The 23,265-nt window shown below is 67.6% G+C and carries 20 protein-coding genes and 2 pseudogenes; 10 read left to right on the top strand and 12 right to left on the bottom strand.

Translation table 11 applies throughout. From position 1 onward, the window contains the following. The first annotated feature begins 24 nt into the window (after positions 1-24). From ACG00Y_RS24405 to ACG00Y_RS24375, 7 genes are all read left to right on the top strand, one after another. Positions 25-900 (top strand): hypothetical protein, encoded by an 876-nt coding sequence (locus tag ACG00Y_RS24405; RefSeq protein ID WP_394483479.1) that lies wholly within the window; start codon positions 25-27, stop codon positions 898-900. Next, entirely contained in the window at positions 897-2,618 is a 1,722-nt protein-coding gene (gene recJ / locus ACG00Y_RS24400) for a single-stranded-DNA-specific exonuclease RecJ (protein ID WP_394483477.1), read from the top strand. Before ACG00Y_RS24405 ends, recJ begins: the two co-directional genes overlap by 4 nt. A 124-nt stretch (positions 2,619-2,742) precedes the next feature. Further along, a complete protein-coding gene (locus tag ACG00Y_RS24395; protein ID WP_394483475.1) occupies positions 2,743-4,557 on the top strand; it encodes a bifunctional diguanylate cyclase/phosphodiesterase in 1,815 nt (604 codons plus the stop codon). A gap of 15 nt (positions 4,558-4,572) precedes the next feature. Next, a complete protein-coding gene (locus tag ACG00Y_RS24390) occupies positions 4,573-6,483 on the top strand; it encodes a methyl-accepting chemotaxis protein (protein WP_394483473.1) in 1,911 nt (636 codons plus the stop codon). A gap of 22 nt (positions 6,484-6,505) precedes the next feature. Beyond that, complete coding sequence (locus ACG00Y_RS24385) at positions 6,506-7,369, top strand: 3',5'-nucleoside bisphosphate phosphatase (RefSeq protein ID WP_394483471.1); 864 nt, start codon at positions 6,506-6,508, stop codon at positions 7,367-7,369. After that, entirely contained in the window at positions 7,369-8,004 is a 636-nt protein-coding gene (locus tag ACG00Y_RS24380) for an L-threonylcarbamoyladenylate synthase (RefSeq protein ID WP_394483469.1), read from the top strand. Before ACG00Y_RS24385 ends, ACG00Y_RS24380 begins: the two co-directional genes overlap by 1 nt. Before the next feature lie 296 nt (positions 8,005-8,300). Beyond that, positions 8,301-8,588 (top strand): hypothetical protein, encoded by a 288-nt coding sequence (locus tag ACG00Y_RS24375; RefSeq protein ID WP_394483467.1) that lies wholly within the window; start codon positions 8,301-8,303, stop codon positions 8,586-8,588. Positions 8,589-8,655: 67 nt separating this feature from the next. On the opposite strand, the gene ACG00Y_RS24370 is transcribed toward ACG00Y_RS24375, so the two are convergent. Together ACG00Y_RS24370 and ppk2 are read right to left on the bottom strand one after the other, a co-directional pair. Continuing rightward, the gene (locus ACG00Y_RS24370; protein ID WP_394483465.1) at positions 8,656-9,024 is read right to left on the bottom strand and encodes a glutaredoxin family protein; all 369 of its coding nucleotides are present in this window, start codon (positions 9,022-9,024) and stop codon (positions 8,656-8,658) included. A 20-nt stretch (positions 9,025-9,044) separates the two neighbouring features. Then, positions 9,045-9,941: a polyphosphate kinase 2 gene (gene ppk2 / locus ACG00Y_RS24365; RefSeq protein ID WP_394483463.1), complete on the bottom strand. Its 897-nt coding sequence runs from the start codon at positions 9,939-9,941 to the stop codon at positions 9,045-9,047. 309 nt (positions 9,942-10,250) lie between these two features. On the opposite strand from ppk2, the gene ACG00Y_RS24360 reads away from it, so the two are divergent. Continuing rightward, positions 10,251-10,727: an ImmA/IrrE family metallo-endopeptidase gene (locus ACG00Y_RS24360; protein ID WP_394483461.1), complete on the top strand. Its 477-nt coding sequence runs from the start codon at positions 10,251-10,253 to the stop codon at positions 10,725-10,727. On the opposite strand, the gene ACG00Y_RS24355 is transcribed toward ACG00Y_RS24360, so the two are convergent. Then, the gene (locus ACG00Y_RS24355) at positions 10,721-11,617 is read right to left on the bottom strand and encodes a DMT family transporter (RefSeq protein ID WP_394483459.1); all 897 of its coding nucleotides are present in this window, start codon (positions 11,615-11,617) and stop codon (positions 10,721-10,723) included. The two genes, ACG00Y_RS24360 and ACG00Y_RS24355, sit on opposite strands and share 7 nt — an antisense overlap. A 106-nt stretch (positions 11,618-11,723) precedes the next feature. Between ACG00Y_RS24355 and ACG00Y_RS24350 the strand changes: the two genes are divergently transcribed. Then, complete coding sequence (locus ACG00Y_RS24350) at positions 11,724-12,632, top strand: LysR family transcriptional regulator (protein ID WP_394483457.1); 909 nt, start codon at positions 11,724-11,726, stop codon at positions 12,630-12,632. A 36-nt stretch (positions 12,633-12,668) separates the two neighbouring features. On the opposite strand, the pseudogene ACG00Y_RS24345 reads toward ACG00Y_RS24350, so the two are convergent. The 5 genes and pseudogenes from ACG00Y_RS24345 to ACG00Y_RS24325 all read right to left on the bottom strand — a co-directional run. After that, a pseudogene (locus ACG00Y_RS24345) lies at positions 12,669-12,855 on the bottom strand (EamA family transporter); the annotation flags it as partial. 12 nt (positions 12,856-12,867) lie between these two features. Then, a complete protein-coding gene (locus tag ACG00Y_RS24340) occupies positions 12,868-14,085 on the bottom strand; it encodes an MFS transporter (RefSeq protein ID WP_394483454.1) in 1,218 nt (405 codons plus the stop codon). A gap of 21 nt (positions 14,086-14,106) precedes the next feature. Beyond that, a complete protein-coding gene (locus ACG00Y_RS24335; RefSeq protein WP_394483452.1) occupies positions 14,107-14,970 on the bottom strand; it encodes an NAD(P)-dependent oxidoreductase in 864 nt (287 codons plus the stop codon). Positions 14,971-15,079: 109 nt separating this feature from the next. Continuing rightward, positions 15,080-15,664, bottom strand: a complete 585-nt coding sequence (locus ACG00Y_RS24330; RefSeq protein WP_394483450.1) for a TetR/AcrR family transcriptional regulator — start codon at positions 15,662-15,664, stop codon at positions 15,080-15,082. Positions 15,665-15,923: 259 nt separating this feature from the next. Further along, positions 15,924-16,541 carry a TetR/AcrR family transcriptional regulator gene (locus tag ACG00Y_RS24325; protein ID WP_394483448.1) on the bottom strand — a complete coding sequence of 206 codons (618 nt, stop codon included), beginning with the start codon at positions 16,539-16,541 and terminating at the stop codon, positions 15,924-15,926. Between the two features lie 100 nt (positions 16,542-16,641). Here ACG00Y_RS24325 and ACG00Y_RS24320 point away from each other — a divergent pair, with 100 nt between their 5' ends. After that, positions 16,642-18,114: an MFS transporter gene (locus tag ACG00Y_RS24320; protein ID WP_394483446.1), complete on the top strand. Its 1,473-nt coding sequence runs from the start codon at positions 16,642-16,644 to the stop codon at positions 18,112-18,114. Positions 18,115-18,953: 839 nt separating this feature from the next. On the opposite strand, the pseudogene ACG00Y_RS24315 reads toward ACG00Y_RS24320, so the two are convergent. The 4 genes and pseudogenes from ACG00Y_RS24315 to istB all read right to left on the bottom strand — a co-directional run. Next, a pseudogene (locus ACG00Y_RS24315) lies at positions 18,954-19,886 on the bottom strand (IS91 family transposase); the annotation flags it as partial. Positions 19,887-20,058: 172 nt separating this feature from the next. Next, positions 20,059-21,306 carry a tyrosine-type recombinase/integrase gene (locus ACG00Y_RS24310; RefSeq protein WP_394483444.1) on the bottom strand — a complete coding sequence of 416 codons (1,248 nt, stop codon included), beginning with the start codon at positions 21,304-21,306 and terminating at the stop codon, positions 20,059-20,061. Positions 21,307-21,394: 88 nt separating this feature from the next. Continuing rightward, complete coding sequence (locus ACG00Y_RS24305; RefSeq protein ID WP_394483442.1) at positions 21,395-22,141, bottom strand: site-specific integrase; 747 nt, start codon at positions 22,139-22,141, stop codon at positions 21,395-21,397. Between the two features lie 213 nt (positions 22,142-22,354). After that, positions 22,355-23,179: an IS21-like element helper ATPase IstB gene (istB, locus tag ACG00Y_RS24300; RefSeq protein WP_394483440.1), complete on the bottom strand. Its 825-nt coding sequence runs from the start codon at positions 23,177-23,179 to the stop codon at positions 22,355-22,357. Positions 23,180-23,265 lie beyond the last annotated feature (86 nt).

Genomic DNA, 23,265 nt, shown 5'->3' with positions numbered 1-23,265 from the left:
AAGCCCCCCGGGATAATCCCGCTCATGCATCTGATGATTCCCCATGCCGGCGCGCTGGACGAAGCCGCGCGGCATGCGTTCTCCAGCCTGGCCCTGCCTAACCTGGCCGCGCTGCTGAACCGGCTCAGCCCGACCGAGACCTGGGGCAGCGACGAGTTCTCGCCCCAGCCGCCCCACCACATCGCGCTGGCCGCACTGCGTGGCCAGGCCGAGCCCAGCGCGGCGGCCTGGGCGGTCGATGCCGGGCCCGAGCTGAGCTGGGCGCTGATGACGCCGGTGCACCTGGCCGTGGGCACGGACGGCGTGGACGTGTTGCCGCCGGCGGCGCTGCAGCTGTCGGAGTCCGAAGCGGCCCGCTTCGCCGCGCTGCTGCGCGAGCTGTGGCCCGAGAGCGAGGGCTGGCAATGGCGGCTGCTGGATGCGACGCACTGGGTCATCGGCCATGCGACGGCGCTGGACGGTCTTCAAGCCGCCAGCATCGAACGCGCCGCCGGCCGGCCCATCGAGCCATGGCTGCCGCAGAGCCGCGTGCTGCGCCGCTGGCAGAACGAGGCGCAGATGCTGATGCACGGCCACGTACTGAACGAGGAGCGCGAGGCGCGCGGCGAGCATGCGATCAACTCGGTGTGGATAGGCGATATCGGCCGCTCGAACGGCAAGCCTGCCGACGTGACCGTCGATGCCCGCCTGACCGAGCCGCTGCTGAACGGCGACCTCGCCGCCTGGGCCGAGGCCTGGCAGCGGCTCGACGCCGGGCCGCTGGCTGAAGCGCTGACCGGCCTGACGTTGTGCGGCGAACGCTTTGCACGTCACTTCAGCGCTCAACCGCTGTCGCTGATCGAGAAGCTCAAGCGCCGTTGGCAGTCACCCGATGTGGCGGCCGTGCTGGAGGCGCTATGAACTCGCCCAAGCTCGTTGAACGCGAAGTCCCGCCGCGCACCGCCTGGGCGCTGGAGCAGGCCGGCGTCGCGCCGCTGCTGGCCCGCCTGCTGGCCGCTCGCGGCGTGCGCGAGGCGACTGAGCTGGACGAAAGCCTGGCCCAGTTGCTGCCGCCGACCGACCTCAAGGGCCTGCCCGAAGCCGGCCGCCTGCTGGCCGACGCCCTCCAGCACGGCGAGCGCATCGTCGTCGTCGCCGACTACGACTGCGACGGCGCCACCGCCTGCGCCGTCATGCTGCGCGGCCTGCGCCTGCTGGGCGCGCAGCCGGATCAACTCGGCTACGTCGTGCCCGACCGCGCGGTGCACGGCTATGGCCTCACGCCCACCATCGTCGACCTGGCGCTGGAGCAATCGCCCGCGCTGCTGGTCACGGTGGACAACGGCATCGCCAGCCTGGCCGGTGTGGCGCACGCCCGCGCGCTGGGGCTCAAGGTGCTGGTGACCGACCATCACCTCCCTGCCCTCGTCGACGGCTCGACGGTCGTCCCCGAGGCGGAGGCCATCGTCAACCCCAACCAGCCGGGTTGCACGTTTGCCAGCAAGTCGCTGGCCGGCGTGGGCGTGGCCTTCTACGTGCTGATGGGCTTGCGCGCCGAGCTGCGCTCGCGTGGCGCCTTCACAGAGGTGCCACGGCTGGACGGCCTGCTCGACCTCGTCGCGCTGGGCACCGTCGCCGACGTCGTGAAGCTCGACGCCAACAACCGCCGCCTCGTCGCGCAAGGCCTGAAGCGCATGCGCGCCGGCCGCGCGCAGCCCGGCGTGATGGCCCTGTTCAGCGCGGCCAAGCGCGATGCGTCCAAGGCCCAGGGCTTCGACCTCGGTTTTGCCCTAGGCCCGCGCATCAACGCAGCGGGCCGGCTGGCCGACATGACACTGGGCATAGAGACGCTGACCACTGACGACCCCGAGCGTGCGCTCGAACTCGCGACCCAGCTCGACACCATCAACCGCGAGCGCCGCGAGATCGAGAGCGGCATGCGCGAGATGGCCGAAGCGCGGCTGGACGGCCTGATAGCCGCGCTGCAAGGCGCGCTGCCGCCGGCCGTGGCGCTGTTCGACGCCGACTTCCACGAAGGCGTCGTCGGCATCGTCGCCTCGCGCATCAAGGACCGCGTGCACCGCCCGACGTTCGTCTTCGCGCGCGGCGCCGATGGCCACCTGAAGGGCTCGGGCCGCTCCATCCCCGGCTTCCACCTGCGCGACGCGCTGGACCTGGTCGCCAAGCGCGAGCCCGACCTGCTCGCGAAGTTCGGCGGCCACGCGATGGCGGCCGGCGCCACGCTGGCGGTGGACGACATCAACCGCTTCGCCCTCGCCTTCGCCCGCGTCGCCGAGGAATGGCTGGACGAGCAAGACCTGACCCGCACGCTGCGCCACGATGGCGCGCTGCCTCTAGAGGCCGCCACGGCCGAGACCGCCCGGCTGCTGGACGCCCAGGTCTGGGGCCAGGGCTTCGAGGCGCCGGTATTCTGCGACCGCTTCGAGGTCATCTCGCAGCGGCTGGTGGGCGAGAAGCATCTCAAGCTGCGCCTGCGCCAGGGCGCCAAGCTCATCGACGCGATCTGGTTCAACCACGTTGACATGCTGCCCGAGCGCGCCACGCTGGCCTACCGGCTGAGCCTGGACGAATGGCAGGGCCAGCAGCGGGTGCAGTACATGATCGAAGCCCAGGCGTGACGGAGTTGGCAGGGCCGCGCTTGCCGCCAGCCCAAGTCACCTGACTGTCACGGGGCCTCCGAAGAATGCCGCTCGCCAGCCAGCCCGGATGTCTCGGGCGGCGCGGCGGACCCCGGAGCCCTCCATGCGCGACCACGCGCCCGACCCCCTCGCCCACGCGCTCGACCGCCTCATCGAGCAACGCAGCTTCGACATCCACTTCCAACCTCTCATCGCCATTGACCGCGCCGAGGTCTATGGCTTCGAGGCGCTGACCCGCGGCCCGGCCGACGGCCCGCTGCATTCGCCGCTCGTGCTGTTCGAGGCCGCCGCGCGCCTGGGCCGCCTCGTCGAGCTGGAACACCTGGTCGTGCGCCGGGCCATCCAGCGCTTCAAGGGCTTGGGCCTGCCGGGCCAGCTGTTCCTGAACGTCACGGCCGACACGCTGCTGAGCGCACGCGAGCATGCCGGCCTGCTGGCCGAAGAACTGAACGAGCTGGGACTGCCCACGTCACGCGTCGTCATCGAGCTGACCGAGACCCGCCCCATCGAGGACCTGGCCCGGCTGGACGACGCGCTGCAGGCGCTGCGCGAGCGTGGCTTTCGCGTCGCACTCGACGACCTCGGCGAGGGCTTCGCCAGCCTGCGCCGCTGGATGCAGATGCGGCCGGACTTCGTCAAGATCGACCGTCACTTTATCGACGGCATCGCCCAGGAACCGCTGAAGCAGCAATTCGTGCGCTCCATCGTCGAGATGGCTCTCAGCAGCGGCTGCGAGGTGGTCGCCGAGGGGCTGGAACAGGAACCCGACCTGGACGTGCTACGCCGCCTGGGGCTGTCCATCTGCCAGGGCTATCTGTTCGCGCGGCCCAGTGCCACGCCGCGTGCGTCCTTGAGCGCGCAGTGGAGCGGGCGCCTGGCCGCCGACGCCCAGCCGCGCCTGCTGCAGAACGACCTGGCGCTGCCGCTGGCCCAGGGCGCCATCACCAGCGCCGCGCAGCTGGCGCGCCGCGGCCTCACCGTCACGGCCGCCGCCAACTGCCGCAGCGTGGTGGACCTGTTCCACAGCGACGAACAGCTGCTCGCCATCCCCGTGCTGGACGCGCAGCAGCGCCCCATCGGCGTGCTGCGCTCGCTGCACGTGCTCAAGCGCAGCACCGAGCGCTACTTCATGGACATCTTCGACAAGCGCAGCTGCGTGGAGGTCATGGACCCGCACCCGCTGGTGTTCGATGTCGCCACGCCGCTGCGCGCGATGAGCGACGCGCTGGCCAACCTCGACGAGCGCCTGCTGATGGACGGCTTCATCGTCACGCGCGACGGCGCCTACTTCGGCTCGGGCCGCAGCTCCGACCTGCTCAAGGCCGTGTCCGACCTGCAGGTGCACGCCGCCCGCTACGCCAACCCGCTGACGCTGCTGCCCGGCAACGTGCCCATCGACAACCACCTGGACCGCCTCATCGAGGCCGGCGAGAGCTTTGCCGCCGTGGTCTGGGACATCGACAACTTCAAGCCCTTCAACGACGTCTACGGCTACCGCGTCGGCGACGACATCATCCGCCTGGCCGCCCGCGCGCTGACCCAGGCCGCCGACCCGCAGCTGGACTTCGTCGGCCATGTCGGCGGCGACGACTTCGTCATGGTGCTGGGCAGCGCCGACTGGGAGGCGCGGCTGACGCGCATCTGCGAGGCCTTCGATGCCGGCGTGCGCAGCTTCTTCTCGGCCGAACACCTGGCCGCCGGCGGCTATGTGACGCTGAACCGCCAGAACCAGCCCAGCTTCCACCCGCTGCCCACCTTCTCGGCCGGCGCCGTGCTGCACCTGCCGGGCAGCTTCGACAGCGCGCGGGCGCTCAGCGCCGCGCTGGCCGAGCCCAAGCGCGTCGTCAAGGGCCGCGCCGGCGGCAGCCGCTACTTCGTCGACCGCCGCACGCCGCAGCGCACGCTGCGCGCGGCCTGAACACAGCCCGCCGTCATGAAGCTGTTGACCGCCCATTGGAGCCTGCGCACGCGGCTCATCTTCATCGCCTGCCTGTCGCTGCTGCTGGGCGCCCTGCCCTGCGCACTGCTGCTGCGCGGCTATGCCGAACAGCTGGCCACCGCCGACCAGCAGCACCAGGCCCTGCCCGCCAACCGCGCCTGGCAGGCGCTGCTGGCAAGCCTGCAGGCGCAGCGCGGCCTGGCCGCGGAGGCCTTGTCCACCCGGCCGGATGCGAAGCCGCAGGCCGTCGCCGCAGCCGAGGCCGTGCAAGCCGCGCTGAAGTCGCTGGAGGCCACGCTCGCCACGGGCCTGCCCGAGCACCTGGCCGCCCGCCAGCGCGAGCAGGTCGCCGCGCTGCGCAGCCGCCATGCCGAGCTGCAGCAGGCCATCAACCAAGGGCCGCTGGACGTGCCAAGCCTGCTGACGGCGCAGGCTGCGCTGGCCGACGCGGCCTTCACGGCCATCGCCGAGCTGAACGCCGGCAGCGGCCTGCTGCTGGACCCGGACGCGGCCTCCCACTTCGCCATTGAGGCCGGCCTGCAGTCCGCGCCACGCGTGCAGGACGCGCTCTCGGAGCTGGCCGCGCTGGCGCGCGCCGCCGCCGTGGACGACCTGGCCCGCCTGTCCGCCGTGCACAGCCGCTACGGCGAGCATGCCGCGCAGATGCAGCTGCGCCTGCGGCTGGCGCTGGAGGCCGACGACAGTGCCCTCAACCACCGGCTGCAGCCGCTGCTGCTCAGCGCCCGGGCTCAGCGCCAGCAGGTGGACACCACGCTGGCCGCCGCCGCCCGTGACGTGAACTACCCGCTGGACCAGCTCGCCGCCCGCCTCGCCGAGGCCGGTGCGCTGCAGGCCCGCCTCAGCGGCCAGGTCATGGAGGCGCTGGACGCCAGCCTGGCCGCCCGCGCCGAGCGTGCCGCGCTGCGCCGCAACGCGCTGCTGGTGCTGCTGCCGCTGGCCCTGGCATTGATGCTGCGGCTGATGGTGCGCGCCATCCGCCAGCTGCTGGTCCCCGTGGGGCAGATGGTGGCGGTGACCGAGCGCATCGCCGCCGGCGACCTCTCCCAGCCCGTGCCCCAGGGCCGACAGGACGAACTGGGCCGGGTGCTGGCGGCGCTGGCCGACATGCAGCAGCGCCTGCGCGCGCTGGTCGAGCGCATCCACCACGACGCCGGCGGCATCCGCACGGCGGCCGGCGAGATCGCCGTCGGCAACCAGGACCTGGCGCAGCGCACCGAGCAGGCCGCAGCCCGGCTAGAGCAGACCGCGTCCCACGTGCAGTCCCTGACCGCTGCGGTCCGGCACAGCAGCCAGGCGGCCCGGGACGCCGAGGCCCTGGCCGGTTCCGCCGCCGCCGTCGCGGCGGACGGCGGCCGCGTGGTCGACGCGATGGCCGGCACGATGAGCGGCATCCACGCCGCCAGCCAGCGCATCGCCGACATCACCGGCCTGATCGACGGCATCGCCTTCCAGACCAACATCCTGGCGCTGAATGCCGCCGTCGAAGCGGCGCGGGCCGGCGATCAGGGCCGCGGCTTTGCGGTCGTCGCCGCCGAGGTGCGCAGCCTGGCCCAGCGCAGCGCCACGGCCGCCAAGGAGATCAAGACGCTGATCGCCCAGTCGGTGGAGCGGGTCGAGGCCGGCAGTGCCCAGGCCAAGGCAGCCGGCGCGTCAGTGCAGGCCATCCTGGGCAAGGTCGGCGACATGAGCGGCCTCATCCATGCGATGGCCGAGCAGACCCGCGGCGAAGCCCAGCAGACCACCGAGGTGGGCGACGCGGTGCGCGAGATCGACGCGATGACGCAGCAGAACGCGGCGCTGGTCGAGCAGGCCGCCGCGTCGGCAGAAAGCCTCAGAGCCCAGGCCCAGGGTATGGACGAAACCGTCAAGGCCTTTCGTCTGTGACGGCGGCTGACACAATCGCGGCGTGAACCTCGACCCCACGCTCAACGCCGACCTGCACTGCCATTCCGTCATTTCGGACGGCACGCTGACGCCCGAGGCGCTGGCCGAGCGCGCGGCGGCGCGCGGCGTTCAGCTGTGGTCGCTGACCGACCACGACGAGATCGGCGGCCAGGCCCGCGCCATCGCGGCGGCCAAGGCGAGCGGCCTGGCCTATCTGACCGGCACCGAAATCTCGGTGACCTTCGCCGGCCGCGTGGTGCACATCGTCGGCCTGGGCTTCGACCATGAGGCGCCCGAGATCGTCGCCGGCCTGCGCGCCACGCGTGGCGGCCGCGAGGCGCGTGCCCGCGAGATGGCCGCCGGCCTGGCCCAGGTGGGCATCCACGGCGCCTTCGAGGGCGCACTGAAGTACGTCGGCAACCCCGACCTGATCTCGCGCACGCACTTCGCCCGCTTCCTGGTGGACGCAGGCCATTGCGGCGACATCTCCGAGGTCTTCCGCCGCTTCCTGACCGAGGGCAAGCCCGGCTTCGTCGCGCACAAGTGGGCGGCGCTGAAGGACGCGGTCGGCTGGATCACGCGGGCCGGCGGCGTCGCCGTCATCGCCCACCCGGGCCGCTACGACTTCACGCCGACCGAGGAGTACGCGCTGATCACCGAGTTCATCGGCCATGGCGGGCGCGGCATCGAGGTCGTCACCGGCAGCCATGCGCCGCACGAGTTCGTGAAGTACGCCGACACGGCGCTGGAGTTCGGCCTGCTGGCCTCGCGCGGCTCGGACTTCCATTCCCCCGACGAGAGCCGCATCGACCTGGGCGCGCTGCCGCCGCTGGCGGCTCAGCTGACGCCGGTGTGGGCCGAGCTTGAGGCGAGGATTCAGCACTGATGGCCCAGCTCTTCGAAGTCCATCCCGACAACCCGCAGCCGCGCTTCCTGCGCCAGGTGGCGCAGATGCTGCAGGCCGGTGGCGTGGGCGCGATCCCGACGGACTCCAGCTACGCGCTGGTCTGCCATCTGGACGACAAGGCCGCCGTCGAGGCGCTGCGCCGCGTGCGCGGTGTGGACGACAAGCACCACCTGACGCTGCTGTGCCGCGACCTGTCCGAGCTGGCCACCTACGCGATGGTGGACAACCGCCAGTACCGCCTGCTCAAGCTCGCCACGCCTGGCGCCTACACCTTCATCTTGCCGGCGACCAAGGAAGTTCCCCGCCGCCTGTCCCACCCCAGCCGCCGCACCATCGGCCTGCGCGTGCCCGACCACCGCGTCACGCAGGACCTGCTGGCGCTCTTCGGCGAGCCGCTGCTGTCGACGACGCTGATCCCGCCCGGCGAGACCGAGCCGATGAACGACGCGGCCGATGTCAGCCAGCGCCTGGACCGCCAGCTGCAGTTCGTGCTGGACGCCGGCGCCTGCCCGGCCCAGCCCACGACGGTGCTGGACTTGAGCCAGGGCGACGAGCCCGTGCTGGTGCGGCAGGGGCGCGGCGAGCTGGCGCGGCTGGGCTTGCAACTGGACTGACAGGTATTCGGGCCGAGCGCCGGGCCGCCCCAAGCCGGCCCGCTTGAAGCTGTTTGCGGCTCAACGCCGCAAACAGCTTCGTCCCCCAGGGGGACCGACCAGGCTGGTCCGCGTTCAGCGGGGCAAGACTGGGCGAGGGGCAGCGTCACGGCCGCAGTTTGTCCACCTGATTTGCAGTTCATCCGCCGCGACCCGCGATTGATCGCAGGCGCCTGGCAGCGAGTGGCCGTGATGACGAAACTGACTCCATCGAACAAGCAATCACGCGGTTCGAAACCCAGCAAACGGAGTCCACCATGAACCTGCAAGACACCCTCTTCACTGCCGTCCTCGCCGCTGTCGCCGGCCTGACCTTTACCGTTGCCGCCCATGCCGCACCGCAGGCCACCGTCAAGCTGGAACGCGTCGTCATCACCGGCAAGTCCACCCAGCAAGTCGTGCAGCTGCCCCGCGTCGTCGTGACCGGCTACGCCGTCCGTGAAGTCGCCCAGCTGCCGCGCGTGACCGTGGTCGGCTACAGCGAAGCCACGCTGCTGCGCCACAGCACGCTGGCCGCCGCCAAGACGGGCACGAAGCGCATCTGAGACAGGCGCTCCATGCGAATGACGCCTTCTCAAACCGTCGCCGAGCCGAATCGCCAGCGCTGCTGAGTCAGCGTTGCCGATTCGGCTCGGCCTGTTCCAGGATTCCGATGATGCGTGCCCGGTCGAAACCGGTCACGGTCTGCCCGCGCACGACCAGCGTCGGCGTGCCCCGGCCGCCCAGCGCCTGGTAGTCGGCCAAGCATTGCGCATCACGCTCGATGAAGCACTCGGTGAACGGCACGCGCTGCTGCGTCATCCAGCGCCGTGCCACCGTGCACCAGCCGCAGGTCTCGGACGAGATCATGCGGATGTCGCCGGGCTTCGCGCGCTGCGCCAGCAACTGGCCGTCCTCGGCCGCGACATGGCTGCGCCATGCCCAGGAGGCGAGCGCGGTCAAACCCACGACGACGAACAGCGAAAGAGGTGGCCACTTCATGGCCGGATGCTAAGTGGAGATCAATAGATCTCGGGCACCATGATGTCGTCCGGCACCGGGTTGCGCGTGTAGTCCTCGCGCCGCTCGCGCGCCGGCAGCTCGATGTCGGCGTGCGGCACTTCCTGGTAGGGCATCTGGCTGAGCAGGTGGTGGATGCAGTTGAGCCGCGCCCGCTTCTTGTCGTCGGCCTTGACGACCCACCACGGCGACTCGGGCGTGTGGGTGCGCTCCAGCATCACCTCCTTGGCCCGGGTGTATTCCTCCCAGCGGCGGCGCGATTCCAGGTCCATGGGGCTCAACTTCCACTGCTTCAGCGGGTCATGGATGCGGCCCAGGAAGCGCACGCGCTGCTCGTCGTCGCTGATCGAGAACCAGTACTTGATGAGCTGGATGCCCGAGCGCTGCAGCATGCGCTCGAACTCGGGCGCGGAGCGGAAGAACTCCTCGTACTGCTCGTCGGTGCAAAAGCCCATCACGCGCTCGACGCCGGCGCGGTTGTACCAACTGCGGTCGAACAGCACGATCTCACCCGCCGCCGGCAGGTGCGACACATAGCGCTGGAAGTACCACTGCGTGCGCTCACGGTCGTTCGGCGCCGGCAGCGCGGCCACGCGGCACACGCGCGGGTTGAGGCGCTGCGTGATGCGCTTGATGACGCCGCCCTTGCCCGCCGCGTCGCGGCCCTCGAACAGGATGACCACCTTGTGGCCGGTGTGCTGCACCCAGTCCTGCAGCTTGACCAGCTCGCTCTGCAGCCGGAACAGCTCGCGGAAGTAACGCTTGCGTTCGGCGGAGGCATCGTCACTCGGCATGACACCGTGCTCGCGGTCTTCCAGCTCTAGCTCCAGCTCCTCGTCGAAATCGTCCTGCAGGTCACGGTGAATGCGCTTCACCAGTTCGTCTTCGATGTGGCTCACGGTGGCTCCCGGCCGCAACAGCGGCGTTGCCGCCAGCCTAGCGGCGCAACATGGCGGGCCTGTGACAACACGGCGCTTGTGTTCCTGGCCATTAGAGTCGTAAACGACAGCCGCGCCATGTTTCTGCCCAACGAACAAGCGTCGGTGGACTAGCGCCACTAAAAGTCGCAAACAGAGCGCTGAACTAAAGACTGCCATCAACGGTCAGAAACTCAGCACGCCGAAATCGACGATTGAGCTCATCCAGCGCTGGCCGACACCTTCGGCGCCCAGAAGGTCGAGGCCTATGGCGCGAGGGAGCGCGCTGAGTTGCAGGCAAACACTTTCGCCCGCGAGTTGCTGCTTCCGCGAGACGTTGCCCGCAACCTGTACTTCGCGGGCAAGACGGCGGAACAGCTTTCGATGGAACTGGACCTGCCCCTGGAGCTCGTCAGGCAACAGCTGTTTGATGCCCTGCTACTTCCTGAGCCGCCGCCGGAGGTCCCGAAGCCACCGAAGGTCATCATCCCGACGCAGGAGCAGATAGACGCAGCCCAATCCGACGCCGTCACATCGTTGGTCAAGGCGGGCCCGGGTAGCGCTCGCGATGCTCGTCACAGTACTGCTGGACGGTCTGGGTCGCAGACGCACAAGGAGCGTGCCGTTGAGCATCACCGCGACCACGGCCATTGCATCGCCGCCACGATCAAGGCGCTGGGCTATCCGTCACGGTCTTTGCTGTCGACATGGATTCAAGCGCTCAATCCGCGGGCTCGCGCGCCTGCGTTTGTCGGGGATGTTCATTGACTCGCCTTCGTTGACGGGACCTTGCGTTGAATCAACCAGAAGCCGCTGCCGATCAACGCCGCGGCCGGCAAGAGTTGCGGTGGCAAGTGCTCGCCCAGCAGCAGTGTGCTGCTCAGCACGGCGGTCAGTGCGATGACGTAGCCTACGAAGCTCATCGTCACCGGCTCGCTGCGCAGCTGCAGTTGGAAGAAGAGCGTGAGACCGATGGCCGCCATCAGCACCTGCAAGAAGAGATAGGTCAGACCTGGCCCGGTGACTGCGCTGAAACTGGCTGGCGCCAGCAACCAGGCTGGCAACAGCCAAGCGAACGCCCCGCTGGCAGCGGCAGCGCCCATCCACAGCGGCGACACCCCCGGGGGCAAGTAGCGGGCACGGAAAACATTGCCGGCGCCAATGGCCATCGGCACCGCGAGGAGTAGCAAGGCTGAGCCAACGGCCAGCGTGCCGCCCTGCACGCGCGCTGACACCAGCCAGATGGCACCGGTCAGACCCAACAGCACAGCGACCACGCGCAACTCCTGCCAACGCTCCCAACGGAACAGCAGCATCAGGCCCAGCGTGAAGACCGGCGGCAGCGTGTAGGCCAAGCCGGTCAATCCGGCCCCGGCGCTGTGCGAAAGCCAGGCCGTCAGCGTGTTTGGAATGGCATTGCCCAACAGGCCAGCCACGGCGCCAAAGCCCAGCAGGCGTGCCGGGTCCGCAGGCCAACCTGACTGGCGCCAGGCCAGCACGGTGAGCAGCAGCGCAGCACCGCCGGCGGGCATCAGCGCGAAGCTCAAGGCCCCCACGCCGGCCTCGCCTGCCAGCTTGCCCAAGGGCATCGACAGCCCCAGCGCCACGCCCGTGGCCAACAGCAGCCAGCTCCGCTCCCACAACTTCAGCGGCGACATCGCAATCTCCTGGTTCCTTCACTCAGAAGGGATATTCTTTGGAAGAGCGAAACTCATGGATAGTTGAGGCGAAGAACTAATCTGCTTCCGATCTGGAAGGAATCCGATGAATCCCAGCCTGCAATCGTTGCGTGCCTTTCGAGCAGTTGGAGAACTGGGCAGCTTTGCCGCCGCAGCCCGCCAGTTGGAAGTGACCGGCAGCGCGGTGACCAAGCTGGTCGCTGGCCTGGAAAGCCAGTTGGGCGTCCGGCTCCTGCAGCGCAGCACCCGCAAGGTGTCGCTCACGGCGGCAGGTGAAGGTTTTCTGCTGGATTGCGTTCAGTTGCTGGAAGAGGCCGAGGCTGCATTCGCCCGTGTGCAGTCTCAAGGCCAGACGGTGCGCGGCCTGCTGCGCCTGAGCGTACCGAGCTCGTTTGCGTTGCGCTGGCTGCAGCCGAGGCTGCCCGCGTTCTTGCGCGAGCACCGGGAGCTTCAGCTCGACCTGCAGTTGACCGACCGCTATGTGGACCTGGTGGCGGAACGCCTTGACGCAGCTATCCGCATCGGCACCCAGCTGCCCGACAGCAGCCTACACGCACGGGCGCTGGGACGCGTGCCGCGCGTGCTGGTGGCAGCCCCGGCTTACCTGGCCAGCAGCCCGCCGCTGCGCGGGCCGGCCGACCTCACACGGCACAACGCGCTGGTGTTCGCGCTGTCGAGCACGGGCAGCGACTGGCCCTTCATGCTGCACGGCCGGCCTATCAACGTGGCCGTGCGCGGCCAGCTGCGCGCTGACAACAGCGTGATGCTGCGCGAGCTGTTGCGCAGTGGCCTGGGCATCGCGCTGACCCCGCACTTCATCGTGGACGATCTGCTGGCCAACGGCGAGCTGTCCAGCCTGCTAAGCGACTGCATGCCCGCGCCACTGACCGTGCACGCGGTCAGTACGCAGCGCCGCCAGCCCCTGCTGCGTACGCAGCTGATCGTTGATTTTCTGGCCCGCGAGTTGGCGGCCAGTGGCTACGGTCTTTCCTAGTCTTACGGTGTCACAAGAATAGCGGTTGGCCTTCACTGGCAAATGTCGGGTAGTAAAAATCAGCAGTGCGCCCGCCGGCAGCACGCACAAAAGTGCTGCCGTGAAAGGCCGATCTGCAGGCAGGCATTCCGAAGTCACCAAATAACTTGCCCCCCCCCCAGATCGCCGGCGCGAGCGCTGTCAACGTCACATCGCGCCAGGTATTTGTCATGCTTCTGCTCATCGCTACACGCGATCAAGATGCGATGACATGCCGACGCGGCGGGAAGCCATACCGATTCGCTGACCAGACAACGACCAGCCCTACCAACGCCAGTGCCGCCATCGTCCAGGGGAAGGATGGAGGGCCCACGCGCTCAAGCAGCACGCCACCCAGCACACTGCCGCCTGCTACGGCGAGATTGAAGATCGTCACCAGCATGGATTGCGCCACGTCGGCACCATCGCCCGCCATATCTGCCAGCGCGGTTTGCAGCAATGTCGGCGCACCGCCGAAGGTCAGCCCCCATGTCGCTATTCCGAGCAAGACGCCCCACGGTGAAGCACTGGACAAGCCAAGCACCAGCGCAGCTACGGCGAATATCGCCAGGCTCAGCAGCGTCAACGCGCGCAGCCAGCGATCAACCAGCAACCCGGTGATCCAGATCCCCACGATGGAAGACACGCCGAACAGAAGGAGCACAGCATCGACGCGATGACCCAGCCCAACCGATACCAGGAAGGGGGCGATGTACGTGTAGAGGACGTTGTGCGCCAGTATCCAGGCGAATAGCGCCAGCAGTACCGGGCGAACGCCAGGCATCATGAAGATGCGCTGTATCGGTATGCGTTGCCTGGCCGATTGGCCCGCGAAATCCGGCACCGCCAGCCGCACCCATGCCAAGAGCAACATCGACAGGGCCGACATGATCCAGAACACGTCGCGCCAGTCGAACAAGGTGCCCAGCCACGCGCCCAGCGGAATTCCGATGGACAAGGCAATGGGCTGGCCGACACCTGCCACCGCCAAAGCGCGCCCCTGTAGATGCGGAGCCACCAGGCGCCTTGCGTAGCCGGCCAGCAATCCCCACACCACGCCGGCCGCCATGCCTGCAATGAAACGCGCCACCAAAGTAAGCCCGTAATGGGTGGACAACGCTGTGATGGTGTTGAACACCAAGAGGCCGCCGATTGCCAGCATTAACAACGGCCTGCGGTTCCAACTGCGGGTGATGGCGACGACCGGGATGGCCGCCAGGACCGACCCAAGCGCATACAGCGTCACCAGTTGGCCCGCGAAGGCTTCGGAAACACCCAGCCCTTGTCCGATCTGCGGTAGCAAGCCGGCCGGCATGGTCTCGGTCATGATGGCAAGAAAGCCCGCCATCGTGAACGCCAGCAGCCTGCCAAGGGGTAGCCTATCGGTGCTTTCTACCGGCGCTTGCGGAGCGCTTTGGTGATGTTTGATATTCATGTTGTCGTCGCTCCCATCAACTCAGGCGAGGTAGGACGCTGCCATATCCTTGTCCCCGTGACCGGCTCGCAGCACCCGCTCGAAACGCCGAAGACCCGCTCGCGCTGCATCCACTTGCACGCTGGCTTGATCGGCGGCATCGACCACCAGCCGGGCGTCCTTCACCGCGTTTGTGATGGAGAAGCTGGCGGCGTAGTTCTCCGCAAGAATGGCGGCAGCCTTGGCTTGGAAGTAACCGCTGTCCATCGGCCCGCCAGTGACCACATCCACCACCAGCGCGGGATCGACGCCCAGCCCCTTGGCAATGGCCAGGCTCTCGGCCAGTCCGTGGGTCAGCGCAAAAGCCCAGTTGTTGAGCGCGAGTTTCAGGCGGCTGCTGGCGCCGATCTGCTCGGTTACCCATACCGTGCGCTTGCCGATGGCATCGAAGACGGGCTGCACAACTGAGCGTTGCTCGACAGGGCCGGATGCCAAGATGATCAGTTGGGCCAACTCGGCCGGCTGGCGGGTGCCCTGCACTGGAGCGTCATAAAACACCAGTCCGTGCTGTTTGGCCAACGTAGCCAGGGTGTCGGTGCCCTCAATGCCTACCGTGCTCAATTGCACCCAGACCGAGCCCTTGGCCAGAGCCGGTGCCGCCGCCTGCATGGCCGCCTCGACGCTGGGGCCGTCATTGAGCACGGTCACGATGACATCAGCACCGCGCACCGCTTCGGCAAGGCTGCCGAACGCCTTAACGCCGTCTGCCACCAGCGCCTGGGCTTTGGCTGCGGTGCGATTCCAGGCATGCACGGTGAATCCCTGCTTGTGCAAGTTGCGTGCAACAGGCGCGCCAATCAGGCCAGTGCCTAGGACGGCGATGGTGACATCTCGATTCGTACTCATGAGAACTCCTTTGACAGTCAAAACTTACAGGAACGATCATTCCAAAATAGAGCAAATAAAAACCCGGCGTCCCTTGCGACGCGCGCCGGGACGACGGGCAGGTAAATGGCTACAGCGTGTCGAGGGCCACGTCGATCACGTCCAACAGGCATTGACGCCGCTGCTGCGCGGGACTGCCTTTTCCCAGTACCCGCAGCCCCTGAATGGTATTGACGAAGAACCGAGCCAGCGCCCGTGGACTCTTGACGGCGGACAGTTCCCCCGATTGCTGCCCACGCTGGATCAGCTTCTCCAATGCCTTTTTCAGATGTTGGAAGTTGTGCGCCACAAGTTCCGCAACGGCATCATCCTGGCCCGCCATTTCCAGTGTGGCATTTGCGACCAAACAGCCGCGCCGCAGCGGGTCGCTCAACTCATCCTCAATGATCCGCATCAGCAATTGCCGGATCAATGCCTTTGGGGAAGCCTCTGGGCTGGCCAGCAATTCCACATTGGCCTGGGTCACGGTTTGGTAGCGGCGAAGAGCGTGCTGATAGAGCCCTTGCTTGTTTTCGAAGGTGCTGTACAGGCTGCTGCGGGACAGGCCAGTGCCATCGACCAGATCCTGAATCGAGGTCGCAGCGTAGCCACGCTGCCAAAAAACTTTCATGGCGGCATCGGCAATCTCGTCAGGCTCGAACTCTTTGGTGCGCATAGCAAATCAATTAACTGGAACGCTCGTTCCAGTTAATGTACGATGCCACTTCTGGCGCGTCAAGAACAACCGGATCGCTCATCGTCGAACTGTCGAAGACGCTGGTGCATAGAAACACCTGACCTCACATCGGGGCGGACCCCGTTCTGACCGAGAAGGGGCGCGAACGACTTGAAAGTGCGCAGCCCAACTACAAGAAGGTACTGAAGGCGGCGCTCCAGGAGCATGGAGGCGAGAAGCTTCCGAAGGCGCGATAGGCTTACTTGCTGCGCCTGACCATAGCGAGGATGGTCTCCATCAACTCGCCTCGCGCCTGCTCCTCGCTGAGGTCTCCAGCCACCGCCGCCTGAGACAATGCCTCGGCCGCGCCGAGCATCGCCCACAGGCTTGCCAGCGACACGCCCTGCGAACCGGCGAAGGGCGCAAGGATGCCCTGGCACTTCTCGATGAACGCCTGCTGGTACTGGCGCTTGACCGCCGCCAGTTCCGGCGAACCGCTGAGTGCGGCCAATACGCCTGGAATCTCACGCCCCTGGGTAAGCACGCATTCGACGTAGCTGCTGGCAATGACGCTGGCTTTGTCTTTCAACGTGGGCTTGCTGGCGGCGATGGCCGCGTCGATCACGGCCGTCTGGCGCACGTCGAAATCCTGGTACAGCGCCGCCAGCAGCCCATTGCGCGCGCCGAAGTGGTCGTAGACGACCGGCTTGGTGACGCCCGCATCGTCGGCCAGCCGCCCCAAGGTCAAGGCATCGGTGCCTTCGGCCCGGATCAACTGCCACGACACATCGAGAAGCTGGCGCAGCCGCCCATCCCTGGAAAGACGGCGGCGGGGGGAATCCTTGGAGGTGGCAGGGGTTCTCTGGGGGCTCGACATCTCTATATACCAAAGGTAATCTACTATTAGTAATTTACTTCAGCATATTGGATCGCGGCTCGGTAGGCAATCGGGTGGCATCCGCACCCGGACTATGACCATGAACACCGATGAGCTTTCTATTCCACAGGCCGCCAGCAGCAAGGCATGGCTGGGGCTTTCGACGGTTCTCGCCTTGGTGCTGCTGGTAGCGATGGACGGCTCCGTCCTGTACCTCGCCATGCCGCGCCTCACTTCCGCGATCTTGCCGACGGCGGATCAGGCACTATGGATTCTGGACATCTACGGCTTCGTCGTTGGCTCGCTGCTCATCACTTTCGGCAACATCGGCGACCGCTATGGGCGGTTGAAGCTGATGATGACAGGAGCCGTGATCTTCGGGTTGGGGTCTTTGGGCGTGGCGTACTCGACGACACCCGGCAGCATGATCGGTTTTCGCGCGCTGATGGGGCTGGGCGGCGCCACGTTGCTACCGTCGGGGCTGGCCATCGTCAGCGCCTTGTTTCCCGATCCGCGGCAGCGGGCGCAGGCCATCGGCATCTTCGCAGCGACGTTCGCGGCGGGCTTTGCCATCGGGCCGATCATTGGCGGGCTGCTGCTGCAACGCTTCGATTGGAGCGTGGTGTTCCTGATCAACGTGCCGGTGGTGCTGGCCTTCCTGCTGGCCGCGCCAGTGCTGCTGCGCGAAGTACGTAGCACCACCTATGGCCGCATCGACGCGCCGAGCCTGCTGTTGTCCTTCGCAGGCATTCTGCTGTTCACCTACTCGGTCAAGAGCGCGGCTGCGGAGGGCTTTACGCCGGTGCAGTCCATCGCCGGGATCGCGGGCCTGCTGGCCCTGGCGGCTTTCCTGCACCGACAGACGAAGATCGCCTTTCCGCTGCTGGACCTGAGCTTGTTCAAGGATCGCATTTTTTCGATCGCCATCCTGACCGGGCTGCTGTCGCTAGTGGTCTGGTCTGCAGCAGGCTATCTGTCGGGCATCTACCTGCAATCGGTGCTGGGCCATGAGGTCTTCGCGGCAGCGCTGATGGCCTTGCCGGGGGCGGTGGTGCTCACGGCCACCTGCGTCGGAACGAGCCGCATCGTCGAGCGCATTGGTCGCAAGGCAGCCCTGGTTGGCACGCACTTCCTGATCAGCCTGGGCGCGTTCCTGCTGCTGTTCACGACGACCGAGGCCGGCGTGATGGCGTTCGTGGCTTCGACAGTGATCGCGGGTGTGGGGTACGGCTTGTCATTCAGCCTCGTGGCCGAGATCGCCGTGTCGGCGGTGCCGAGTGAGCGCGCCGGGGCAGCGGGCTCGATTGCAGAAACCAGCAACGAAATCGGCAACGCCTTGGGCATCACCTTGCTTGGATCCCTAGCGGCACTGGTGTTCCGGCTGTCCGGCCCGGGCATGGCGGGCACGTTGAACGAAACCCTGGGCCACCCAGGGATCGCGGAGGCTACCTTGGTGCAGGCCAAGGAAGCCTTTGTGTCAGGACTGCATCTGGCCGTGGGTGCAGGCGGCGTTCTGATGCTCCTGTTGGGGGTGGTGGCCTGGTTGTGGCTGCCGCGCAGGTTGCCGCAATAGGAGATGGATGATGGAGCTTCAACGGCCTACGGCATCCAGCCGGCTCCGCTATGCAGCGACCACCGTCACTGGGGCACCGGTGTTTTCTGGTGGGCGGTGCGGTGCTGTACGCCTGCAGCAGCGTTTGGTTCCTGACCGTGCCTGGCGTTGACCCGCACTACCTCACGCAGTGGCTGCAAGGCCTCGTGCTGAGCGGCGTCGCCGTGGGGCTGGTGCTGCCCTCCCTGCCTGCCGCGGCCGGGAGCCGGCTGCCAGCTGCCCACTGCGCAGTGGGCAGCGCGGTCAGGCGTAAGTTCGAGGCGGCACGCGGGTGCGAGGACTCAGAAGTCGACCGGCGGGTGCCAAGGGTAAAGCTGCCAATCAGGCCGGTGACGCTGAGTGGCCGGTGCTGGAGTAAGCTGTCGGTCAGGATGCGGACAGTGAGCGACTCTGATCAGCCTGGACCCGTAGTTGGACCGAGGTCTGCTGTGGTTTAGGTTTGTCCGACACCTGCCCGACGCGCAGGACAGGTCGATGCGCCAGGCCGACCTGAGGGCAGGTGTTGGATAAACCTCAAAGGAGGAAACCGCGGCGCATGTGGCAACGGTTGTCGAGGCATCGTTGCCATGGCGATTCGGCGTTGCGGCCGCGCCGACTCAGCGCAGTTGACGGCATGTCGATGGCCGCGAATGAAGCGATGCCTGTGTCCGAGCAGGCACGATGGCCTGCCGAGTGCCGTGGTGCGTGGTTCGCCACCGTCGCTGCGCCTGGGCCGGCGACAGACAATACAAGTCCACCCCGCACCGGCTTGCGATGAACAAGGGTCGGTGCTTGCTGGTGCCGAGTCGTCGCGCCAATGCTCATGAGGGTGGTGCCCGGATCAATGGCCGCTCGCGCAGGACGATCTCGACGATGAGCAATGGCCGCCCGCAGTGCCAGCAGACGAAGGCCGGCGCTCGCACCGCTGGCTCGCCGGTGGGCACTTCGACCTTGGCCTGCAGCGCGGTGCGCGCTTGCGCCAGGCAGTCGCGCCGATTGCCGTTGGCCAGCAGGCCGTAGTGCCGGATGCGATGGAAGCCACCGGGCAGCACATGCAGCAGGAAGCGCCGCATGAACTCCTGCGGCTCCAGCGTCATGGTCTTCTGGCGCGTGCGTCCCTTGTCGCGGTAGTCCTTCCAGCGGAAGGTCACGCCGCGCGCATCGGCGGCGACGAGGCGGCTGTTGGAGATGGCCACCCGGTGCGTGTAGCGTGACAGATAGGCCAGCACGGCCTGCGACCCGGCAAACGGCCGCTTGGCATAGACCACCCACTCCTGGCGCCGCATCGGCGCGACCCAGTCGGCGAAGGCCTTGGCGTTCAGCAGCGCCGCGTGCTCGCCGAAGAACTGCAGCCGCCCCGCGCGATGCAACTGCTCAAGCCCTTCGAGGAAGCGCCGCCGGAACAGGCGCGAGAGCACGCGTACGGGCAGGAAGAAGCCCGGCCGGCAGCCCACCCAGGTCTTGCCGTCGGGTGCCAGTCCGCCGCCCGGCACGATGCCGTGCACATGGGGGTGATGCGTCAGCGCCGAGCCCCAGGTGTGCAGCACCAGCGTGGCGCCGATGCGCGCACCCAGATGCTTGGCATCTGCGGCTATGACCTGAAGCACCTCGCCGGCCATGTCGAACAGCAGGCCGTAGAGCTCGGCCTTGTTCTGATACGCGAGGTCCGCGATGGGTGCCGGCAGCGTGAAGACCACGTGGAAGTACTCGATCGGCAGCAGATCGGCCTGCCGGGCGCCCACTCGGCGGGTTGCACGACAGTCGACTGCTGCGCCCACTGCAACGCCAGGGCGCTGGTGATGCGTCGCTCGCCGCACTGCTCCAGGAAACTCACGAACCTGGGCAGTTGCAGGCCGGCGTCGTGCATCTTGAAGCCCAGGCCGCGCCGTAGTTCGAGGTAGTCGCTCAAGGCGTCGCGCAGCGTGTTCATCGTGCACCTCCTGGCCAGGCGGGCGCCAGTGCGCGCAGGGCGATGAGGTCCACACGGGCATAGACCGTCGTGACCTGCGGACTGCGGTGGCGCAGCAACTCGCCGATCTCGGGCAGCGAGGCACCTTGCCTGAGCAGGCCGACCGCCAGAGCATGGCGGAACTGGTGTGCTCCCTCGTGTGGGGCGTCGATGCCGGCACGCTCCAACGCGTGCTTGACGATCGAGGCCACGGCTACGGCGCTGTTCCTGAAGGCGCGTATGGGCGCACGCGAACGCAGGAACACATGCCGATCCTCGCTGGCGGGTCGCCCATCTTGGAGGTACGCGGCAATCGCCTCGCCGACGTCGGGCGGTAACGGCACCAAGCCGGCACGTCCGCCCTTGCCGCGCACACACAGGCAGCCAGCGGCCCAGTCCACATCGTCGAGCAGAAGCGCCGCGACCTCGCAGGAGCGCAGCCCCAGGCGCGCCAACAGCAGCAACACGGCGCGGTCACGCCGGCCTACGGGAGTGTGCAGCTTGCAACTCTCGATCGCCAGACGAGCGTGCTCGGCCGAGATCGCGCGCGGCAGCGCCGGTGTCGTGGCCCAGCTCGCCACGGAAGGCACGGCGGCGACGATCTGCGGCAACACCTCGCCGCACATCTGGCCGTAACCCAGCAGCGATCGCAGCGCCGTGATCACCAGCTTGAGCCGACGCGCCGGCATGCGCTTGGCCTGACGCTGTACATGCTCGATCACGTCTGTAGGCAGCAATGCGCGCATGTCCACGGGGTCGCGACCGAAGCGCGACCTCAGAAACTGCACGGCGAACTCGCAGTAAAGCTCGATCGTGCGATCGGCAAGACCGCGGACCTCGCGCAGATGCGCCGCAAAGCAGCGGATCGCCTCTTCTACCGGGTCGGCCGGCCCCGATACAGGGGCTGGAACCAGGCCACGCTCGCGCAGGAAGCACAGCAACTGTTGCAGTTCGAAGCGAGCGATCCCTCGGCTGCGAGTTCGGTCGCTCAGCGCCTCGCGCAGGTAGAGATCGGCCAGGGTCTCGTCGACAACAAGCGCCGCAGTGCCGTGACTTCGCTGCGTCAGCCATGCGCTGAACTGTGCGACTCGGTAGACCTTGTGATGCACACAGAACGTCGAATACTGCTGGTCAATGAGCGAGGCAGCGAACGCCTCAAGGTGCGGGGCGATCGGGCCTTGCGCTGAACGCACGAGCGTCAGCGCGCGATCCATGGTGCGGGACATGAGAACTCCTTCCGGATGGTTGCCTGGAAGGAGAAAAGCTATGTCCCGCGCTGCAGGCTTTACAGCTCGCAGCGAGCCTCACTCAGCGTCAGTGGGTGGACATAGTTCGGCGCAGGACATAGTGGCGCAGGGTGTGGATGCCGCCGCGCTTGGTGATGCGGGCGTGGGCGCAGGCCCGGCGGTACCATCGCTGGGCCATGCCGATGTCCAGGGGTTGATCGGCATCGCGCAGCGTGCCGAACAGCCACGAGCGAGGGCGCGCGACGAGCCACCACGCGCGAGCGACGGCCAGCGTGTCGGGGCTCAGCGGCACGAGGCGGTCCTTGGCGCCCTTGCCCTGCACAACGTGGACGCACATGCGGTCGGCATGGCTGTCAATGTGTTCGACGCGCAGGTGGCACAGCTCCGAGACGCGCAGCCCGGTGCCGTAGGCCAGTTGCAGGAAGCTGCGCGCCTTGGCGTGGCAGGCCGCGTCGAACAGCCGCGCGAGTTCTTCGCGGGCCAGCACCTCGGGCAGGGCCTGCGGCGCGGGGCCCAGCGGGATCTGGAAGACCTCGCCGTCCAGTGCCAGCACGGTGCGGTAGAAGAAGCGGAACGCGCAGCCGTACAGGTTCAGGCTGGCGCGGGCGAGGTGGCGGTCGCGCAGCAAGTGCAACAGGTAGGCCTGCACCTCGTCGGCGCTGAGCAGTTCGGGGCTGCGGTGGTAGTGCCGCGCCAGGCGAGACACGGCGTCGACGTAGGTCTCTTGAGTGCGGGGCGCCATGCCGCGCAGTTGCAGCGCGTCGAGCATGCGCTGGCGAAGGGGGCTGATCTGGGTCGGGGTGGTAGCAGCCATGACGGCTCTCCTTGATCGGCTCGGGCACATGCCCGCATCGGTCAAGGTACGCCGGTCAGACTCCATTGGCTTCCCAGCCAGCAGACCACCGCGTCAGCGGTTTAGTTCAACGTCCGTTGTTGGCCAGTCCGGCCGGTACTTCTGCTGCGTGCCCGCCTGAGAGTTCTTATGCGCGCCTGTCCGGCGTCAACTACCCTGAGCGTTCAGCGTCAACTATCTTGAGCGATGCGGGTGGGCGTTGATCATGGTGTTGGAGGGGCGGGGGGGGGGGGGGGGGCCCCCCCCCCCCCCCCCCCCGCGGCGTCGGTAGCTGTCCACGTTCATCTCCAGGATGGTCGAGTGATGCACCAGCCTGTCCACCGCCGCCACTGTCATGGCCTTGTCCGGGAAGACCTCGTCCCATGCCGAGAACGGTGCGTTGGCGGTGATGGCCAGGCTCTTGCGCTCGTAGCGCTCGGCGATCAGCTCGAACAGCACCCAGGTCTCGGCCTGGTCGCGACGTGCGTAGCTGAGGTCGTCCAAGATGATCAGGTCGAAGCGGTCGAGCTTGGCCAACTCGGCTGGCAGGCGCAAGTCGCGCCGGGCCGCTTGAAGACGCTGCACCAACTCGCTGGTGCGCACGAACAGCACCTTCAGCCCGCGGTCGATCAGTGCATGGCCGATGGCCGCCACCAGATGCGTTTTGCCCGTACCTGGCGGGCCGAAGGCCAGCAGGTTGTGGCCTTGGGCAATCCAGCTGTCGGCCTCGGCCAGCGCCATCACATGGGCCTTGGAGACGGCCGGCACCGCAGCGAAGTCGAACTCTGCCAAGCTCTTGCCCGGCGGCAGTTGGCTGTCGGCCCGTGCCCGAGCCAGGCGCCGCGTCTCGCGCTCGGCCATCTCATGGCCCAGCAGCGTGTGCAGCAGCCGCTCGGCCGGCCAGCACTCGCGGTTGGACTGCGCGGCTAGCTCGGCCCACAGCCGCTTGATGGTCGGCAGGCGCAGCTCGGTGAGCATTAGCGGCACCGCAGCGCCCGATGCATTGGCGTCGGCGCTCATGCGGCCTCCAGCAGTTCGTCGTACACCGCCGCCGAGGGCAGCACCACGACCACCTGGGGCATCTGTGCTGGCCGGGGCGCGAACCG

Origin of the sequence: Pelomonas parva, assembly GCF_043555835.1 — a bacterium.
Taxonomy (GTDB): domain Bacteria; phylum Pseudomonadota; class Gammaproteobacteria; order Burkholderiales; family Burkholderiaceae_C; genus Pelomonas; species Pelomonas parva.
Note: the sequence above shows the minus strand (reverse complement) of the source record. Positions and strands in the feature narration are given on the sequence as shown.

Bases quoted from the DNA above. Each gene is read 5' to 3' on its own strand.
- ACG00Y_RS24320 (WP_394483446.1), top strand. From the start codon at position 16,642: ATGAACACCGATGAGCTTTCTATTCCACAGGCCGCCAGCAGCAAGGCA.
- ACG00Y_RS24350 (WP_394483457.1), top strand. From the start codon at position 11,724: ATGAATCCCAGCCTGCAATCGTTGCGTGCCTTTCGAGCAGTTGGAGAA.
- ACG00Y_RS24335 (WP_394483452.1), bottom strand. From the start codon at position 14,970: ATGAGTACGAATCGAGATGTCACCATCGCCGTCCTAGGCACTGGCCTG.
- ACG00Y_RS24390 (WP_394483473.1), top strand. From the start codon at position 4,573: ATGAAGCTGTTGACCGCCCATTGGAGCCTGCGCACGCGGCTCATCTTC.
- ACG00Y_RS24325 (WP_394483448.1), bottom strand. From the start codon at position 16,541: ATGTCGAGCCCCCAGAGAACCCCTGCCACCTCCAAGGATTCCCCCCGC.
- ACG00Y_RS24340 (WP_394483454.1), bottom strand. From the start codon at position 14,085: ATGAATATCAAACATCACCAAAGCGCTCCGCAAGCGCCGGTAGAAAGC.
- ACG00Y_RS24375 (WP_394483467.1), top strand. From the start codon at position 8,301: ATGAACCTGCAAGACACCCTCTTCACTGCCGTCCTCGCCGCTGTCGCC.
- ACG00Y_RS24380 (WP_394483469.1), top strand. From the start codon at position 7,369: ATGGCCCAGCTCTTCGAAGTCCATCCCGACAACCCGCAGCCGCGCTTC.
- istB (WP_394483440.1), bottom strand. From the start codon at position 23,179: ATGAGCGCCGACGCCAATGCATCGGGCGCTGCGGTGCCGCTAATGCTC.
- ACG00Y_RS24395 (WP_394483475.1), top strand. From the start codon at position 2,743: ATGCGCGACCACGCGCCCGACCCCCTCGCCCACGCGCTCGACCGCCTC.
- ACG00Y_RS24310 (WP_394483444.1), bottom strand. From the start codon at position 21,306: ATGTCCCGCACCATGGATCGCGCGCTGACGCTCGTGCGTTCAGCGCAA.
- ACG00Y_RS24405 (WP_394483479.1), top strand. From the start codon at position 25: ATGCATCTGATGATTCCCCATGCCGGCGCGCTGGACGAAGCCGCGCGG.
- ACG00Y_RS24305 (WP_394483442.1), bottom strand. From the start codon at position 22,141: ATGGCTGCTACCACCCCGACCCAGATCAGCCCCCTTCGCCAGCGCATG.
- ACG00Y_RS24355 (WP_394483459.1), bottom strand. From the start codon at position 11,617: ATGTCGCCGCTGAAGTTGTGGGAGCGGAGCTGGCTGCTGTTGGCCACG.
- ACG00Y_RS24330 (WP_394483450.1), bottom strand. From the start codon at position 15,664: ATGCGCACCAAAGAGTTCGAGCCTGACGAGATTGCCGATGCCGCCATG.
- ACG00Y_RS24370 (WP_394483465.1), bottom strand. From the start codon at position 9,024: ATGAAGTGGCCACCTCTTTCGCTGTTCGTCGTCGTGGGTTTGACCGCG.
- recJ (WP_394483477.1), top strand. From the start codon at position 897: ATGAACTCGCCCAAGCTCGTTGAACGCGAAGTCCCGCCGCGCACCGCC.